Origin of the sequence: Rothia sp. HMSC061D12 (assembly GCF_001836735.1) — a bacterium.
Taxonomy (GTDB): domain Bacteria; phylum Actinomycetota; class Actinomycetes; order Actinomycetales; family Micrococcaceae; genus Rothia.
The window spans coordinates 913,486-931,524 of sequence record NZ_KV830305.1 but is presented as its reverse complement, the minus strand read 5'-3'; the positions used below and the strand labels follow the sequence as shown (position 1 = coordinate 931,524).

General features: G+C 61.2%; 12 protein-coding genes. 7 read left to right on the top strand and 5 right to left on the bottom strand.

The window, feature by feature from the left end:
- Positions 1–3: 3 nt before the first annotated feature.
- Positions 4–2,619 (top strand): preprotein translocase subunit SecA, encoded by a 2,616-nt coding sequence (gene secA / locus HMPREF2682_RS03615; RefSeq protein WP_070831518.1) that lies wholly within the window; start codon positions 4–6, stop codon positions 2,617–2,619.
- 147 nt (positions 2,620–2,766) lie between these two features.
- Here secA and HMPREF2682_RS03610 read toward each other — a convergent pair whose 3' ends face one another.
- Together HMPREF2682_RS03610 and HMPREF2682_RS03605 are read right to left on the bottom strand one after the other, a co-directional pair.
- Entirely contained in the window at positions 2,767–3,402 is a 636-nt protein-coding gene (locus HMPREF2682_RS03610; RefSeq protein ID WP_070831515.1) for an Rv3235 family protein, read from the bottom strand.
- A gap of 138 nt (positions 3,403–3,540) precedes the next feature.
- A complete protein-coding gene (locus HMPREF2682_RS03605; RefSeq protein ID WP_070832605.1) occupies positions 3,541–4,503 on the bottom strand; it encodes a LysM peptidoglycan-binding domain-containing protein in 963 nt (320 codons plus the stop codon).
- Positions 4,504–4,711: 208 nt separating this feature from the next.
- On the opposite strand from HMPREF2682_RS03605, the gene HMPREF2682_RS03600 reads away from it, so the two are divergent.
- Positions 4,712–5,365, top strand: a complete 654-nt coding sequence (locus tag HMPREF2682_RS03600) for a histidine kinase (protein ID WP_070831512.1) — start codon at positions 4,712–4,714, stop codon at positions 5,363–5,365.
- A 123-nt stretch (positions 5,366–5,488) separates the two neighbouring features.
- Here the strand turns inward: HMPREF2682_RS03600 and HMPREF2682_RS03595 are convergent, their stop codons facing one another.
- Entirely contained in the window at positions 5,489–5,722 is a 234-nt protein-coding gene (locus HMPREF2682_RS03595) for a helix-turn-helix domain-containing protein (RefSeq protein ID WP_044150292.1), read from the bottom strand.
- 363 nt (positions 5,723–6,085) lie between these two features.
- Between HMPREF2682_RS03595 and HMPREF2682_RS03590 the strand changes: the two genes are divergently transcribed.
- From HMPREF2682_RS03590 to HMPREF2682_RS03580, 3 genes are all read left to right on the top strand, one after another.
- Complete coding sequence (locus tag HMPREF2682_RS03590) at positions 6,086–6,778, top strand: SAF domain-containing protein (RefSeq protein WP_070831509.1); 693 nt, start codon at positions 6,086–6,088, stop codon at positions 6,776–6,778.
- Positions 6,775–8,451 (top strand): CpaE/TadZ family protein, encoded by a 1,677-nt coding sequence (locus tag HMPREF2682_RS03585; RefSeq protein ID WP_070831507.1) that lies wholly within the window; start codon positions 6,775–6,777, stop codon positions 8,449–8,451. Before HMPREF2682_RS03590 ends, HMPREF2682_RS03585 begins: the two co-directional genes overlap by 4 nt.
- Before the next feature lie 325 nt (positions 8,452–8,776).
- Entirely contained in the window at positions 8,777–10,351 is a 1,575-nt protein-coding gene (locus HMPREF2682_RS03580; RefSeq protein ID WP_070831504.1) for a sensor histidine kinase, read from the top strand.
- A gap of 150 nt (positions 10,352–10,501) precedes the next feature.
- Here the strand turns inward: HMPREF2682_RS03580 and HMPREF2682_RS03575 are convergent, their stop codons facing one another.
- On the bottom strand, positions 10,502–10,750 hold the full coding sequence (locus tag HMPREF2682_RS03575; protein ID WP_005505386.1) for a WhiB family transcriptional regulator: 249 nt from the start codon (positions 10,748–10,750) through the stop codon (positions 10,502–10,504).
- A 472-nt stretch (positions 10,751–11,222) separates the two neighbouring features.
- On the opposite strand from HMPREF2682_RS03575, the gene HMPREF2682_RS03570 reads away from it, so the two are divergent.
- Positions 11,223–11,663: a hypothetical protein gene (locus tag HMPREF2682_RS03570; protein ID WP_049337847.1), complete on the top strand. Its 441-nt coding sequence runs from the start codon at positions 11,223–11,225 to the stop codon at positions 11,661–11,663.
- A 22-nt stretch (positions 11,664–11,685) separates the two neighbouring features.
- Here HMPREF2682_RS03570 and HMPREF2682_RS03565 read toward each other — a convergent pair whose 3' ends face one another.
- On the bottom strand, positions 11,686–16,206 hold the full coding sequence (locus tag HMPREF2682_RS03565; RefSeq protein WP_246827243.1) for an FtsK/SpoIIIE domain-containing protein: 4,521 nt from the start codon (positions 16,204–16,206) through the stop codon (positions 11,686–11,688).
- A 644-nt stretch (positions 16,207–16,850) separates the two neighbouring features.
- Here HMPREF2682_RS03565 and glf point away from each other — a divergent pair.
- Positions 16,851–18,038, top strand: a complete 1,188-nt coding sequence (gene glf, locus HMPREF2682_RS03560; RefSeq protein WP_005508581.1) for a UDP-galactopyranose mutase — start codon at positions 16,851–16,853, stop codon at positions 18,036–18,038.
- The last annotated feature ends 1 nt before the right edge of the window (position 18,039 follow it).

The following is an 18,039-nucleotide window of genomic DNA, read 5'->3' as shown; positions in this document are numbered from 1 at the left end:
TCAGTGGCATCTTTCTTGGAGAAAATCCTCCGAACCGGCGATAAGAGGGTTCTGCGACAGCTCGAAGCGTACACTAAGGCGGTGAACTCGCTCGAGGACAGTTTCTCATCGATGACCGATGAGGAACTGCGAGCAGAGACCGACAAGTTCCGCGAGCGCGTCAAGGACGGCGAATCCCTCGATATTCTGCTGCCGGAGGCCTTCGCGGTAGTCCGTGAAGCGTCCAAGCGCACCCTGGGCAAGCGCCACTACGACGTCCAGCTGATGGGTGGCGCGGCACTGCACCTGGGCAATATTGCCGAAATGAAGACCGGTGAGGGTAAGACCCTCGTCGCGACCCTGCCCGCATACCTGAACGCCCTGAGCGGCAAGGGTGTGCACATTGTGACCGTGAACGACTACCTGGCTGAGTACCAGGCGAACCTCATGGGTCGCGTGTTCCGCTTCCTCGGTATGGAGTGCGGCGTGATTCTGTCCTCCATGGAGCCGGACGAGCGTCGTAAGCAGTACGCCGCGGACATCACCTACGGTACGAACAACGAGTTCGGCTTCGACTACCTGCGTGACAACATGGCGTGGACTGTGGAGGAGCAGGTTCAGCGCGGCCACAACTTCGCCATTATCGATGAGGTGGACTCCATCCTGATCGATGAGGCACGTACCCCTCTGATCATTTCCGGCCCCGCAGCGGGCGAAGCAAACCGCTGGTACGCAGAGTTCGCGCGCATTGCCGCAACCCTGCTCAAGCGCGGTGAAGACTACGAAGTAGACGAGAAGAAGCGCACCGTCGGCATCCTCGAATCCGGCATTGACAAGGTGGAAGACCACCTGGGTGTGAAGAACCTCTACGAATCCAAGAACACCCCGCTCATTGGCTTCCTGAACAACTCCATTAAGGCGAAGGAGCTGTTCACCAACAACAAGGACTACGTGGTCATTGACGGCGAGGTCCTGATTGTTGACGAGCACACCGGTCGTATTCTGCCGGGCCGCCGCTACAACGACGGCATCCACCAGGCGATTGAGGCGAAGGAAGGCGTCGAAATCAAGCCTGAGAACCAGACCATGGCGACCGTGACCCTGCAGAACTACTTCCGCATGTACGACAAGCTGTCCGGCATGACCGGTACCGCGGAAACCGAAGCGGCAGAGTTCATGAACACCTACGAGCTCGGCGTGGTGCCCATCCCCACCAACAAGGGTGTGCAGCGCATCGACAACCCCGATAAGGTGTACCGCGACGAAATCGCCAAGTTCAAGGCAGTAGTCAAGGACATTAAGGAACGCCACGAGAAGGGCCAGCCGATCCTGGTTGGTACCGCAAGCGTGGAGAACTCCGAGTACCTGTCCCGCCAGCTGGCGAAGGCAGGCGTGCGCCACGAGGTGCTGAACGCGAAGAACAACGAGCGCGAGGCAGCCATTGTTGCGCAGGCGGGCCGTAAGGGCGCCGTCACCGTGGCAACCAACATGGCTGGTCGTGGTACCGACATCATGCTCGGCGGTAACCCCGAATTTGAGGCCGTCGAGAAGATGCGTGAGCTCGGTCTGGACCCGAACACCAACTCCGAGGCGTACGAGGCACGCTGGCCCGAGGTCCTGAAGGCCTGCGAAGACGCCGCTAAAGAAGAGCACGATGAAGTCACCAAGCTCGGTGGCCTGTACGTGCTCGGCACTGAGCGTCACGAGTCCCGCCGTATCGACAACCAGCTGCGCGGTCGTTCCGGCCGTCAGGGCGACCCGGGCGAGTCCCGCTTCTACCTGTCGCTGACCGACGAACTGATGCGCCTGTTCAACACCGGCATGGCAACCCGCCTCATGGCGGCAGCCCCCGAGGACTCCGCACTGGATTCTAAGATCGTTAGCCGCGCTATCGCTACCGCACAGGCAAACGTTGAGGGCCGTAACGCTGAGCAGCGTAAGAACGTGCTCAAGTATGACGACGTGCTCAACCGCCAGCGCGAAGCGATCTACAAGGACCGCGGCCGCATCCTGCACGGTGACGACCTGAAGGAACAGATTTCCGGCTTCGTGGACGAGGTGCTGACCACCATCATTGACGCCCGCGTCTCTGAAGGCCACGCCGAGGACTGGGACTTCGACGAGCTCTGGAGCGCCCTCAAGCAGGTGTACCCGATCTCCATCACCGTGGATGATCTGGCAGAAGACGCCGGCGACCGCACCAAGATCACTCGCGACCAGATTGTGAAGGAAGTCTTGGCGGACGCACACCTCATCTACGAGGAGCGTGAAAAGAGCGTCGGCGAAGAGAGCATGCGCGAAATTGAACGCCGCGTCATGCTGTCCGTCATTGGTGAGCGCTGGCCCGAGCACCTGTACGAGATGGAATACCTCAAGGAAGGTATCGGTCTGCGTGCAATGGCTCAGCGTGACCCTCTGGTCGAGTACCAGCGTGAAGGCTACGACATGTACCAGGCGATGCTCGGCGCGATCCGTGAAGAGACCGTGACCTACCTGTTCAACCTGGACCTGTCCAAGCAGCGTACCCAGGCTTCTGCAGTGCGCCTGGCTGAGCCTTCGCGCCCGAAGTTCCTGCAGTACTCCGCCCCGGATGAGGACGGCCACGAGCAGGTTCACGTGGAGCGTTCGAAGGACAAGTAGCCTCAGTCTGAAACCTGAAGCACCGCAAAGCGTGAAAAGAGCATAAAGCACAACAGAGAGGGTGCGAATCCAACATCGGATTCGCACCCTCTCTGCGTGTCTGTGAGTTATTCTGCGGGCGATTTATTCAGCGGATGATGAGGAAGCCTAGTCTTCGTCGACCCGGCTCTGCGGCTGCTCGATCGCGGTAATCAGCCACATACCGTGAATCAGGCGCATCTGCATGGTCACCACACGCACCCTATCCGCACAACGCAGCAGTGCCACCACCTCGTAGAGCTCATCGTGCACCTTCTGCGCTCGCACCCGCAGCAGAACCGGCGGGAGAGTCAACAGCATCTCCTGGCGCACCTGGCGCGGGTTCTTCGGGAAGAACGGCAGCAGACGGTGGAAACAATCGGCAGACACCCACTGCGCCAACTGCTGACGCGAACGACGAGCCGACATAATCTCCAGGTACGCAATCGCCACACCAGCGCAACGGCCCTCCAACTGGCGAGCTAGTGCATCCGCCGGACGCAACGGGCGGCCCTTCTTCATCACCTGCGGACGCTGCGCCGAATGCTGCTCGTAACGCGGCAGCGGCAACAGCGAGTAAACCGACGGGCTATTACGCTTCTGCACCAGAGCCATCGTGCCCTGACCCTGCTCGGGAAGCGGAGCCACCTGCTGCGGAGTTACCGGCTGAGCGGACGAGCGGCTCTTCGAATACGGGCTGACAGGCTGTGCCGGCTGATGCGGCGGGGTCCACGGGGCGCGGGGGAGAAGGTGGGAGAAGCTCATGACGGCTCCTTTCGGTACAGAGGTTTTCGGCACAGAGGCTTTCGGTAGAGAGGCTTTCGGTGCAGAGGTATGTGAGGTGGGTTGAGCGAACGAAAGACTGTCGGGGTGGAGAGGGGTAGCGGAAGACGCGGTGTGAGGCTAGTGAACGGGCTGCTCGGGAATCTGTAGAACCTGCCCCTCGTAGAGCAACTCGGCGTTCTGACCCAGAGCGTCCTTGTTCGCCTCGTAAATATCGAGGGTGTAGTCGTAAATGGTGGAGGCGTCGGTGCCTTCACCCAGCTGATCGGCGGCAATCGACCAGAGCGTATCGCCCGCCTGAACCGTGTAGGAGTAGGTGCCCGCCTCGGTGCGGGGAGGAGAGAAGAAGGGGCTGCGATCCTGCAGGGAGCCTGCCGCCTCCGTGGGTTCAGGAGCCAGGGGAATATCGGGAACCTCAGCGGAGAGCTGCAGGGGATCGGTGGACTGATCCGGGGTGGTACCGGCGGAATCCGTATCCGAGTTGGCGTCTGGAGTAGTAACTGCCGCCGCGGTATCCGTTGAAGCTGCGGTACTCATCGAGTCTGCGGTCATGACCGCGGAGATAGTCGTCTGCGGCATGCCCTCCGTACCGGCTAGCCCGGCGTTGCTGGGTGTAGCCACCGTAGCCTGCGCGGGAGCCAAAACCGCACCCACTCCGAGCGCCGTGCCGCCGAGCGTCAGAACGATGCGGCGCATAAAACGCGGACGGAAAATTGCCGGAACCTTCAGCTCGGCAGGCTCTGCGCTGCGGCTCGAAACTCGCAGGGAACGAGCGTAGAAGAGCGCGCAGATAAAGCTGATGAACCACCACGCGGTAATGAGGAGCGCCGCCGCTCCAGCACAGAGCAGCGAAGCGTCTGTCAGCGGGTGCGCCGAGGGGATGCGGTGCAGGTTCACACTCAACGCGCCCAGGACCGCCGCGGAAAGTAGGGGAGGGGCGATGAAGAGCAGAGCGTCCTGGTAGTTAGCCTTGGTGCTGGTTCCGTGACCTGCGTCAGTGCCGGATGCCAGAGGAGTAACGGACGCAAGGGGATGCGAAGCGAAGGCTGCGGGTGCCTGACCCGGCGTGGAAAAACGGTCCACAATGACCTCCAAATGGTGTGTTTGATATGTTTTGGTGTTGCTTCATTTATACAGGAAGTAACACCAAAAATGAAGCAAAAAGCATCAAAATGTATGAAAAACATGTAATTTGGGGGAATTTGGTTCAAAAATCAAGCTTGGCAACCGTCACCTGAGCGGAAAAACGCCCCGGTTCGTATCTGCACCCATCCTCAGGTAGGGTCATAGCATGAGCATGGAAAAGTTCCTACGAGACATTGAGGCGCGCCTCGCCTCCGAACGCGCCTGGGATATGGAACAGGACGCCCGCCAAGTCGCCCGCGTCCACTACTCCACCATCACCCTCGACGACCGCCTCCTCGCGCAGGTTGGCGGGCCCATCCGCATCTGTGCCACCGACATGCAAACCTACGAAGGCAAGCTCGAAATGGTCGGCGAGGAATGGGTCAGCATCGAAGCGCGCGGCGAGAACATCATCATCCCCCTGCGCGGAATGCTCTGGTGGGAAGGCGGCATCGCCCCCGGTCGCGCCGATATTCGCCCCGAACGCTACCGCATGAAAATCCAGCTCGCCCTCCGCTCCCTCGCCATGGCGCGCGAACCCGTCCGCCTCTCCCTCGAGGGTGGAACCGTCAGCTACGACGGTGTCATCGAACGTGTCGGCGCGGACTTCCTTGAACTGCGCCTGCTCAATGGCGGCCAGTACCCGCGCATCTACGAACGCGACCAGTATGCGCGCGCAGCCTATGGTGCGCAGGGAGCCTACAATCAGGCGGGCTATAGTCAGGGTGCCTCCGGCTACTCCCGCGCCCCTCGCGGCGCCGGCGTGCGTACCATCCCGCTGGCTCGCGTCAGCGCGGTAATCGCGCGTATTTCACGCTAAAAAGCCCGCATCAAAGCAATAAAAATAGAAAAAGGTCCGCCCCTCTTCATTGAAATCTCAACGAGAGGAGCGGACCTTTCTAAAACCACTCGAGCGTTGCGCCCGCGAGGTGCATGTCGAATGCTACTCAGCCTTAGCCTTAGCAGTGAGCTTGCCGGAAGCAATTGCCTCCAGAGTCTGCTCGTGGCGCTCGGTAATGTACTCTTCAAAACGAGAGCGTTCAATACGCCACTGGTTACGCCCACCAATCTGAATGGCGGGAAGTTCGCCGCTACGCACCAGAGCGCGTACCTGCGAAAGCGAAACCTGCAACTCCTCGGCGACGTCGCTCAGAGTGAGGAAACGAGGTGCAGTCATCGAATTGGATCCTTTCCGTGAGTGAAATCCTGGGCCCCTAGCTACCGTTAGTAGCCTTTCAGATAGAGTTCGTAGTGAACATCTATTGAGTACTTTCAGTATATGCCATCACCGCGAAATTTGCCCGCAAAAAGCCTTATATGAGCTGAAAAGTTATCTAATCGCCCCTTCAAAAGGGACGAAACTCAAAAATATTTCATAAACACGACTCTTGTTGAGAGCGAGTACTAAATGAAATATGCTGTTAGGGTTAGCGCCAGAATCCAGTCAAAGCACTAACGAACACACACCACTCGCTCATCGGTCAGTTGAACAACACCCGGAATCACCGCCGGCTTCCGCACCGAAAGGCACAACCACATCATGCGCATACGACAGAACGCGACGAAGCGTTCCACCCTCACCGAGCCCCACGCCAAACGCCTCAAAAGGCCCACCGTCAAAGACTGGCGATTCATCCTCGGTGTACTCCTCGTGCTCATCTCCATCACCGGCGTGCAGCTTTACGTGCAGGCGAATAACAGCAAAACCGAGTACTACACCGCCAAAAGCGAAATCCGCCTCGGCGAGAAAATCACCGAAGACAAACTAGCTCGAGTCGAAGCGAACATCGACTCCGCCAAGGACAAGTACTTCACCCGCGCCGATGCCGCCCAGATGAACGGTAAAATCGCGATTCAGCGCATCCCCGCCGGCAACCTCATCAGCAAGGAATCCGTAGGCACTGAAACCTCCCCGGGCCGCCGCCTCGCAACCGTCAGCATTGACCGTGCGGCAGCCTCCGCACTGAAGGCGGGTGAGCGCGTGGACGTGTGGACCTCCGGCCCGCGCAACCCCGACACCAAGAGCGATAACCGCACCGAAAACGGTGCCCGCGCCATCGTCACCAACGCCGAAATCGTCGCCATCACGGTCGACGAGGGCGTGCTCGGCGCCAACGGCAAAGCAACCGTGCAGTTGTGGGTCAAGGAAGAAGCCCTCACCGACCTCGTGAAGGAAAGCAACAGCGACTCCAAGATCAGCCTCATCCCCGGCACCTACGGGGAGGGCCAGTGAACATCCCCGTCATCCTCTACGGCGATGACGGCTCGCTCCTGAACCGCATCGAATCCCAGCGCGGCCGCGTCTCCGTGGCGCGCACCGTACAGGACTTCAGTGAAGCCGTCGGCATGGCGCACACCGGCATCGCCCGCGTGTTGCTCTGCGCGCACGTGCCCGCCGAAATGAGCGCCTCCACCGTGGATGCGCTCGCCGCCTCCGAAGTGCTCCTGGCGGTCATCGCCCCGGACAACCTGCCCCTGCCCACGCAGGCGCACCGCATCCGCCCCGAAGCTGCCCTCGACGAGATCCTGGGCTCGCTTGAACAGGCGGTGGATGCGGCGCTCGCCCGCCCCTCCGTCGGTTACGGCATTCCCGCGCAGACCCCGAATCAGGCGCCCGCGCAGGCGGTGCACCACCCGGAGGCCGCCTACGGTCAGGACGCCGGCTACGGATACGACGCAGGGTACGGCTACGACAGCGCCTACGGTGGCTACGGTTACGATAACGGCGGACACAGCCCGGCTGGGTACGAGTCGGCTGGGTATGGATACGACCCCGCCGCGGGTGCTGCTACAAATGCTGGTGCACACTACGGCGCCGACTACGGAGGCTACGGAATCGACCCCGCAGCCCCCGCCACCCCGGCACCCGGTGCGCATGAGCCGGCGGAAGCCTCCTCGACCGCTCCCAGCAATGAGGAATCCGTGCTCAGCCAGGCCGCCGCCATCGTCGACTCTTTTGCGCCCGGCAGCGACTACGCCCTGCACGTGCAGAACGAGAACAACGACGGCACCCTGCCGCAGCACCCGGACATCAACCAGGATCCCGCCGCGCCTTCCCGCTACCAGCCGGGCCACCGCCTCGGCAAGATTGTGACCGTCTGGGGTACTCACGGCGCGCCCGGCCGCAGCACCATCGCCTTCAACCTCGCAGCCCTCGCGGCACAGCAGGGGCAGCAGGTCTGCCTCATCGACGCGGATACGTACGCTCCCAGCCTGGATGCGCTCATGGCGCTCGAGGACACCGGCTCCGGCTTGGCGATTCTCTGCTCGGACGCCGACCGCGCCCAGCTTGACGAGAAAAAGGCGGGCGCCATCATGGAGCGTGTGCCCCTCAAGAACGGCACCTTCGACTTCTTGAGCGGCATCACCTCCTCTTCGCGTTGGCCGGAGGTTCGCGCCCGTGCCTTCAGCGAAGTACTCGAATGGCTCAAGCACCGCTACGACCTGGTCATCTGCGATGTTGCCGCACCCATCGAGGTGGACGAGGAACTGACCTTTGACGGCCCGGCGCCGCGCCGCAACGCCGCGACCCTCACCGCGCTCGCCTGTTCCGACCGCGTGATTGCGCTCGGTGAAGCAGATGTGATTGGCCTGCCGCGCCTGATTAACCTCGCCCGCGAGGTGCAGTCGCGCCCGGACCTGTTCGCACCCCAAACGGATGTGCAGTACTGGCTCAACCGCAGCCGCCGCGAAGCCGCCGGATTCAACCCGGAGGCGAAGATGCGCGATAACTGGGCACGCTACCTGTCGGTGCCGCTCACCGGCGTGATTCCGTACGAGCGTAAGGTCATGGACCGTCTGCGCCGCAACGGCGAAGCGCTGCTGGAGGTGGCACCCCGCCACGCGGTCGTGCAGTCCTTCGAGGCGATGCTTGAGGGCATGTACGCGGTGCGCCCCGGCGCGTAGTATCAAACACGGCGAGTAGGCCCGTCAGCTATAACTAGCGCTTGCTAAAAAGCCCGGCTTATCGGTATTCCTCCCGAAACGAGGAGCGCCGATACGCCGGGTTTTTGTGCATTCACTCGGGGGCCGAAACGGGGGAGAAGTGCGAATGTCTCACTGTCCAACTGAGGGGTGCATCTCATCTCGCTGCGTCATATTTACGAATAAAAGCGTGCTTCAAGAAATGCTCTGTAAACTATTCCACATATTGCCGTTTGAATGGGACTCACGACGACCAAACCCGTAAAATGGTTGAATCCACCCGAACTCATGGGAAGCACACAAACATATGTCTTTTGCAGAAGGAATTATGAGCGCCTGCGACTTCGGTCCTGGCGACACTGAACGCGTTCACCTCATCATGGGTGAATGGCAGGTCATCTCTGACATCGCCCAGAGTGATCTGGTTCTATGGTTCCCCACCGACTACGTTGTTGCCGACGGCAGCTCCCCGGATGCCGTATCTGGCCCCAGCGAAACCAGTACTTTCCGTGCCTTCGCGCACGTGCGCCCCTCCAACGTCCGAACCCTCTTCCACCACGACATCATTGAGCAGGAAATGGAAGATGGAACCCGCGACGAGGCATACCGCGTCTGGATTGACCAGAACATCAGCACCTACACCGACGAAGGCAGCGGTGAAGGCGTCGGTGCCCGCCCGCGCGTACACGTGACCTTCGTGCCTATCGTGCGCAACAACCGCACCATTGCGCTACTGACCAGCCACAAGATTGCCACCCCCAGCGGCTACCCCTCCATCAGTGACGAGGTCTACGAATTCGCCGCCGACACCATGCTTTCCATGGTGCACTCCGGCCTGTGGCCCGACCCCCTCGCCCAGGGAAACAACACCCAGGGCAACCCCCGCGTGATTGACGGCATTATTGTGCTTGACCCCGCCGGTCGCGTGGTCGTTGCGTCCCCGAACGCGAACTCGATGTACAACCGCATGGGGCTGAGCGGTTACCTCGAAAAGCGGAACCTCGCCGACGTCACCCGCGCCATGCTTCCTGCCGGTGAGCAGGCAGACGAAACCCTGCAGCTCGTCCTTGCTGGACGCAGCGACCTGCGCACCGAACTGGTCATTGCCCGCGCCCGCGTCACGATGCGCTCCATCCCGCTGCTGGCGCAGAGGCGCGCCCGCATCGAGCGTGAGGGTGCCGTGATTCTCTGTCGCGACGTGACCGAACTGCGCCGCCGCGAGCTGGAGCTCATGACCAAGGACGCGACCATTCGCGAGATTCACCACCGCGTGAAGAACAACCTGCAGACTGTGTCCGCTCTGCTGCGCTTGCAGTCGCGCCGCATGACCACGGACGAGGCTCGTCAGGGCCTGGAGCAGGCGATGCGCCGTGTGGCAACGATTGCGACCGTGCACGAGGCGCTCTCGCAGGGTCTGACTCAGAACGTCGACTTTGACGAGCTAATTGAGCGTCAGTTCCACCTTGCAGCTGAGTTGGCTTCGCCCGGTCAGCACGTGTCCACCAAGCTGATTGGCTCCTTCGGTTCTTTGCCGAGCCAGTTCGCTACCCCTCTGGCGCTGGTCATTAACGAGGTCGTCGCGAACGCTGTGGAGCACGGCCTGGACGGCGAGACCGGAACCGTAACCCTTGAGGGTATTCGCGGCACCAATGATGAGGGCGAGAACATCCTCACCGTCGTGATTACCGATGACGGTAAGGGCATGGGCGATAAGAAGATTGAAGAGTCCGGCCCGAACGCCTACCGCCCGGTGACCGGTAAGGAAGGCCTGGGCATGCAGATTGTGCGTACCCTGGTGGCGAGCGAGCTGAACGGCTCGATTCGCTGGGAGGCTAACGAACCGAAGGGTACCCGCGTGGTTATTACCGCGGTGCTCGTCTAGCCGCCTTCTTGCATGACATGTAGAACTGCCGCCGTTTCCAATAGGGGAGCGGCGGCAGTTTCGTATCTGCCCTGTATATGGCAAAAGCGTGGTGCAGTGACATAAAGTCACTGCACCACGCTTTTGATGCCCTATTGAATACTCCGGAAGTTAGGATGCACGGCGGGCACGAGCTGCGCGACGCTTCATCGCACGACGCTCGTCTTCACTGGTGCCACCCCATACGCCGGAGTCCTGGCCGGTCTCGATGGCCCACTTCAGGCAGACGTCTACAACCTCGCAAGAGCGGCAGACAGTCTTGGCCTCTTCAATTTGCAACAGGGCAGGTCCGGTGTTTCCTACGGGGAAGAACAGCTCCGGATCCTTGTCCAAACAAGCTGCACGACTACGCCAATCCACGGTGGACCTCCTTCATGATTTACGGTCTCACGCGGTGGCAAGACACATCTATTTTCCTGTGCGCGTGTCAAATACATCCGCTGATGGGATGCACACCCTGGGTTAGGGTGAAAATTGACTTATCAACTTTCGCATGTTGGAGCGGATGTGACAAGTACTTTTCTCTAAAAACTTCAGTATTAAGCTGAGGCATCTATCACTTAGGTAAACCTTTGTCTAATTGAGAGGGTGAAGAATCGCATGCTGACACGCATATTCTGCACCCCGTCTCATGAGCGAGACGCGGGCGGGTGGGTGAGCGGCGCCTCAGGCATAATATAAAGCGGTACCTACCCCTGAAATGCCGCACCGACGACGAGGCAGTGCCCCCGAGGAGAACCCGAGGCAGGGGAGCACCCACCCGCTAACGCACCAGCACATCGGACCGAATACACCCCGGTCTGCCGCCCGCACAACCCATGAGGAGCCCACCGTGCCGTCACGCCCGTTCAACGTCATCTATGCATTCGCCCTGACCGAAACCTTCGCGGCGTACATCCTGATTCGCGGTATCCTCTACCCCTTTATCGTCAGCGGAATGTCTACCGCTCAGGCGATTGTGGGCGGTGTGCTCCAGGTTCTCATCGCCGCGGGCATGACCTACTTTGGCCTGCGTTTCTACCGCGGCCGCTTCGGTTCGCGCCTGCCCATGATCCTGATTACCCTCTGCGCACTGTGGGTCACCGCAAGCACCCTCGTCATGAACGTGAGCGCCTACGGCCTGAACATTGGCCAGGTCATCACGATTGCGGGCGTTATTGGTGCGGCGGCTGCCTTCATCTTCGTGCTCATGCCCAGCAGCCGCCGCTATATTGAGGCGGTAACCGAAGCATCGGGCGAAGAAGCGGAGAAGTACAGCCGCCGACGCCGCTAAACCACTAAACCCTACACCGTTGCTAAACCCTAACCGTTGCCGGTACCTTCGGCACGGACGTAGCCGCCTGCGCTACCGGGCTCAGCCCCAGGGGAACCTGCGCCGCGCACACGGAGGCACCGTCCACCACCACGAGGCGACCGGCGGGCTGCTCACCCTGCGTGAATCGATCAAGCGGTAGCGCGGTCACCGTGCACATGTCGGCATCCGCCAGGGATGCGGGCGCGAGCAGGAGCGCACGCGAGCATCCCATGAGCGCAGCCAGCAGGGGTGAGGAGGCGCGCCTCGGCCAGGGAGTGTAGGCGACCAGCATGGCGCGGAATTCGCTTCGACGCTCCAGAAGCAACTGCTGAACGGCGGGCTGCAGGTACTGCAGGTCGTCAATGAGCACTAGCGTCTGGGCGGGGTTCTTCGCCGAGTCCAGGAGCGCGCGGGTACGTTCCACGCTCGGCGGCTCGCCCGACGCTCCGCCATCACCCGAGGTGCCGCCAGAACCCTCAAGGACGAGGGTGTCCAGCATCGGGTTGAGCTGAGCAATGCTTTCCAGAAGGGTGCTCTTACCCGCAGAACGGGAACCCTGTACCGGAACCACAGCGCCGGCCGGGGCGCTCAACCACACCGGTATCTGCCGGCGGTCAAACGCAACCAGCAGCTTAGCGCCCTGCGGATTGCACACGCTGTGGGCGGTGGTCACGTACTCGGCCGAGGGCATGCGGTAGTACTCAGGGAACTGCCGCAGAAGAGTGCCGGGGCGAGCGGCTGAACCGCTAGAAGCGCTCGCAGCGTTACCCCGCAGAACCTGAACCAGCTCCTGGAAGCCCGCAACGCAGGGCGAAAGAATCGAAGCGCTCAGCGGCTGATCCCCAATCAGCTCCTCGTTAATGGCACCCTCCACGCAGTAGTGGCTCTGCGCCGGGGTGGGGTAGTCCTTGCTCGTCGAACGCATCAAGTCGGCGTCCAGGAAGCGGCGGCTCAACAGCGTAGAATGCGCCGCCGCCGCAAAACGACCGCGCGGGTTCAACGCGGAGGTGAACACCACCGAATAGCCGCGACGGCACCCCTGCGAGAGCAGGTCGTAGAGCAGGTTCTCCGTATCGGGTTGGCGGACCAGCGCCTCCAGCCAACTGTCCAGACCGTCCACGACAATGAGCGGGCGGGCGGAAGCCTCGGTGCCCCACAGGTTCGGGGTGCGCAGCTCCTCCAGGCAGAAACGCAGATGCGAAAGTTCCTGCGCACCCACGAGTGCCTCAAAGGCACCGGCGTAGGGTTCCAGGTCGCGGTAGAGCGCACCGTCAGAGGTCAGCAGAACAACCGGCGTGCGGGCGGCGAACGCCTGAGCTAAAAGTCCGTACAGCATGGGGGCACGTTCGGCGCTCTGAGCCAGCAGTGCCAGCGTCTGCTGACCCGACCAGCTGATCGGGCGGCGCACACCGTAACGGGCAATCTCCAGCTCGCCCAGCAGGCACCCTTCGGAGGCGGTGTTGGGCTCACCAGGTTCCTGAGAGGCAGCCGCCGGGTCAATACCGTACGCGACCGGTCCGCTAACCGGCGCCTCGAGCGCGGGTAGCGGGGTGTTTTCGGGAAGCTCCGGCGGAATCGGGCAGTACTTATCCTCAACCGCCGCGCTCTTCTGCGCACCCAGCGGGGAATACTCGCGTTCATAGAGCGCACGAATCTGCTGCGCCGAACGAATCAGTAGCTCATCCTCATTGCCGCCCAACGTCTGATCGGCAGAAGCGGTAGTCAGCTCACGCCAGCCGCCTTCCTCAAGACCCAGCACCTGCACCGGGCGGGCATCGCTGATCGAAGGGACCGCATCCACCAGCGGGGCACGGAACGGCAGGGAACGGCCATCCGGCAGGCGCACGTACCCGGCGCCCGGATGCGCCGCCGAAATATACGCCGCAGACTCATGCTCCAGCAGGTTATAGGAATCCTGGGCGCTCGCCACGCGCAGGCAAATGCTCGTGGCAATATTGGCGCGAATATCCTGCGAAATAGCGCCCTGCGGACGCTGAGTCGCCAACACCAGGTGCAGACCGAGCGAGCGACCAATCGTTGCGATGCGCATCAGCTCAGCCATGGCGTCCGGCATGGAATCGATGAGCATGCGGAACTCATCCACCACAATCAGCAGTTCGGGGTAGCGCGGAGTCGTACCCGCCGCCTGACAGGACGCCAGGTAGTCGCGGTAGGAGTTCACACCGAGCGCTTGCAGATCCACCTCGCGGCGGTGAATATCGGCGCGCAAAAATTCGAGGGCACGCTCCACCGCGGACACATCAAAATTGCTCAACACGCTGAGCGCATGCGGCAGCTGAGCCAGAGGACCCAAACCCGCGGAGCCCTTGAAGTCCACCAGAATTAGGCCGAGGCGCTCGGGCGGGTAGCGCAGGGCGGCGCTGAGCACCAGCGAACGCAGAAGCTGCGACTTACCGGCACCGGTCGTGCCACCGAGCAACCAGTGCGGGCCGTGCTCAGACAGACCAATATTCAGCAAACCACCCGAAGAAACACCCAGGTAACAGCGAATATCGGAGGCGTAACGCTGAGCAGACCAGCGCTGCAGAACGGACTCCACCGCCATGTCATCGGCGCGGTTCTTCTGCTGTGCGCTCTGCCGCTGAAGCGAAGAGAACAGGTGAGCCGACTGGTGCACCTGGGCTTCGTTGAGCGCGCCCTGCTCCTGCTCGCATCCGGCGCGGTACAGGTTCTCAAGAGCGGCGCAGAACGACTTAACGCTCAGCCCGTCGGCGTGCTGGCACAGGCCCTCACACGCCAGCGGGTGGACCTGATAGACACCCTCGGTAGGCTGTACCGGAGGCGCCGAATAGCCGTGCGCGCGGTAACGGATGCTCTGCCGATGGCTACCCTCGCTCGCACACTCAACCCAAGAGGCACCAAAAAGCGCACCGGGGGTATTGGCAGAATTCTCGCCCTCGGCACTGCCCAACACGCAGAGCGCCGGGGCGTTCATCTTCTGCTCACGCGGGGAAGAGAACGCACGAGAGTGCGAAGACTCCGCAGTCGCACCAGAAGTTAGGGCGGTCAGCAGGGGAGCGTAAACCGCGCTCGCATGCTGCGGCATGAGAATTAGCGGCGGAACAGATGCGGACAGCTCCGACTGCAGGCTACTTTGCAGAGCCTGCAGGTACTTCTCCTGGTGCGCGCCCGGCAGGCAATGCACGCTTACGCCCGGCACCACAGCCAGAGTTTGCAAGAGACTATTAGTGCGCTGCTGATCAGCGTTGTTGGCGCGATCCAACAGAACGTGCACCGCACCCGGATAACCCGCCACCAGCTGCACCAGGTAGGCGCGCAGATGTGCCTCCTCCAACTTCAGATAGTGGCCGAGAGACGGGGCGGGCAACGGCAGGTAGTGAGGCGCATCCAGCTTCTCCAGAGTGCCCAGCGGGAGGTTACGGCCACGCAGGTAGGGTTGGCGGGGACCGCACCCGAGCACAATCGCCGGGTAGGCAGCATCATGCAGGGCAGAGGAACCCGAAATCGCTAGGTCGCCCGCGGTTACCAGGGCGAGGGCACGTTCCTTCTCCTGCGCCGCCGCCTGACGGGTTTGCTGCGATGCGGCACGGTTCTCCGCCCGACCGCCAAAGAAATGCAGAAGCATCAGCAGCGAAGACGCCGCAGACATCAGCAGAAGGAACCACATGCCGGTCACCAACGCAATGATTAGACCCACCACAATCGGCAGGCAGACGCTCAACAGAATCTGCTTGAGCTTACGCGGCGCGGGAGGGTTCACGACCACCGGCTCAAACGGATTACCGGCATCTCCCAGGGGAGCGAGCGTCTGCGCGGGCTCACCGGAGGTAGCGGCGGGCGCACTCGCCTTCTCTGCAGTGTGGTTGCTGTGACCGGTGGGGGAGGTGAGCATGCAGAGCGAGGAGCCGAGCCGGAACGGCTCGTCCCAGCGCAGGATGCGCGGTCCGCTGTCTTTCGCTGTCTCGCTACCCTCGCTTGCGGAGGGGTGCTTCTCAATCCAGCGGATGCCGGAGCTATCGGCGTAGAAGCTGCCGTGTACCGGCTTGAGGAAGGGATCCTGCAGGTGAATATGGTGCGGCTGCTCTCCTTCGCGGGGAGCTAGCGCCGCCCTGCCGAGGCTGGTGCGGCCGCGGCTGATGGGGAAGGACGCGCCCGCGTCGGGGCCACGCAGGATGCGCAGCACGCTGACAGCGGGTGCGTTGGGGTGCTGAAATCCCTTTGGAACGTTGCCGCCGAGAATATTACATTCGGGCGCAATTCGTTCAGAGGCACCATTTTCAGAAGTGTTCTGCGGGGTCTCCAGTTCGGCGCCCTCGCGCAGGGGGAATAGCTGAAACGGGGTGTCCTTCGCGGTGAGGGGCGCACCGGTTTCAGAGTGCTGTAGAGCCTGGTTGAGTGCCTGTTCCAGGGAGGAATCGTCGCCCGCGTGTGCCGGCTGAAGCTGTACCCCGTGGGGTGCCGCCTCACCGTCGAGGCGGATGACGCGGGGGTAGGGGAGCGCGTCGGTGGTGTTGTGGTGGTCGAGAAAGAAGAGAGTCACACCCTCAGAAAACATTAAAAAGCATCAAAGTTCAATAAATAGGCTATTTATAACCTAAAATGTTCGTATTTTTTGAATTTTTCGCTCTGTTTTTCAAAAAACTGTGGATAACCCGCCGAAATACTGCCCGGATTACCGCTCAAAAAGCCCCGCACCACGCCCACTGGGTCATCTACGTTAAGTCCACTCGCGCATCCTCATCGATGCCCGCGTGGGACCGTAACACCCGAGGTATTTCATGATCTCGCCCCATCGATTGTTTGGTGGCACGGCAAAATCGCGATAGCTAACCACAATGAATATTTACCCGTAAACCAACATTCTTCACCCCCGGTGGAACAACAAAATCCACAGAAAAATGAGCCCCCGCAGACCCGCTTGACCTCGGGGTTCGTGAAGAATATTCACCCTGAGAAAGAGCGCGCGAACAATAGTCCAAAAGCCACTAAAAACACGTCATAAGTATGCGTGAGGCATGATAAACGGGTATCTTAGATTATGACTATATCCATCACGGGAGGGGCTTTTTGCGCCCACCCGTGCGGATTGCGGCGCGACTGAGAACACTCGGATGTGTCCAATCTGGTAGGTGAATACCGCCCTCGCAGAAGCGGCGGTGCGCCGTGATAATACAGGAGAAAACATTGACCGCTGACCTCGTAGTAGTCGGTTCGGGCCTCTTTGGTCTGACCATCGCAGAACAGGCTGCCACTGAGCTGGGCCTGAAGGTTGCCCTGCTGGACCGCCGTTCCCACATCGGTGGTAACGCATACAGCGAGAAGGAGAAGCAGACCGGTATTGAGGTGCACCGCTACGGTGCGCACCTGTTCCACACCTCCAATGAGCGTGTCTGGGAGTACGTGAACCGTTTCACCGAGTTCACCAACTACGTACACCGCGTGTACACCCGCCACAACGGCATCGTGTATCCCATGCCGATTAACCTGGGTACCATCAACCAGTTCTTCAACGCAGCTTACTCTCCCGCAGAGGCAAAGGCGCTTATCGCTGAGCAGGCTGGCGAGCTGGCTGGTACCGACCCGCAGAACCTGAACGATAAGGGTATCTCCCTGATTGGCCGCCCCCTGTACGAGGCGTTCATCAAGCACTACACCGCTAAGCAGTGGCAGACCCCGCCGGAAGAGCTGCCCGCATCCATCATTTCCCGCCTGCCGGTTCGCTACAACTACGACAACCGCTACTTCAACGACAAGTACGAGGGTCTGCCCGTTGACGGCTACGCAGCATGGCTGGAGCGCATGGCGGCGCACCCGAACATTGAGGTGCACCTGAACACTGACTTCTTCGAGCCCGGTCACCAGTACTCTCGCGAGAACGTTCTGGGTCAGATTCCCGTGGTCTACACCGGTCCGGTTGACCGCTACTTCGACTACGCTGAGGGCGACCTGTCCTGGCGTACCATCGACCTGGAAGAAGAAGTTCTGCCGATTGAGGACTTCCAGGGCTGCTCCGTGATGAACTACCCGGATGCTGATGTTCCCTTCACCCGCATCCACGAGTTCCGTCACTTCCACCCCGAGCGTGATTACACCAAGGACGCAACCGTCATCATGCGCGAGTACTCTCGCTTTGCGAACAAGGGCGACGAGCCGTACTACCCGGTTAACACCTCCGTGGACCGTGAGAAGCTGCTGGCGTACCGCGACCTGGCTAAGGGCGAGAACAACGTGCTGTTCGGTGGCCGCCTGGGTACCTACAAGTACCTGGATATGCACATGGCTATCGGCGCTGCACTGTCCATGTTCGACAACAAGATCCGCCCGCACTTCGCTAACGGTGCGAAGATCGAGTCCGGTGGTGTTGACGCATAAC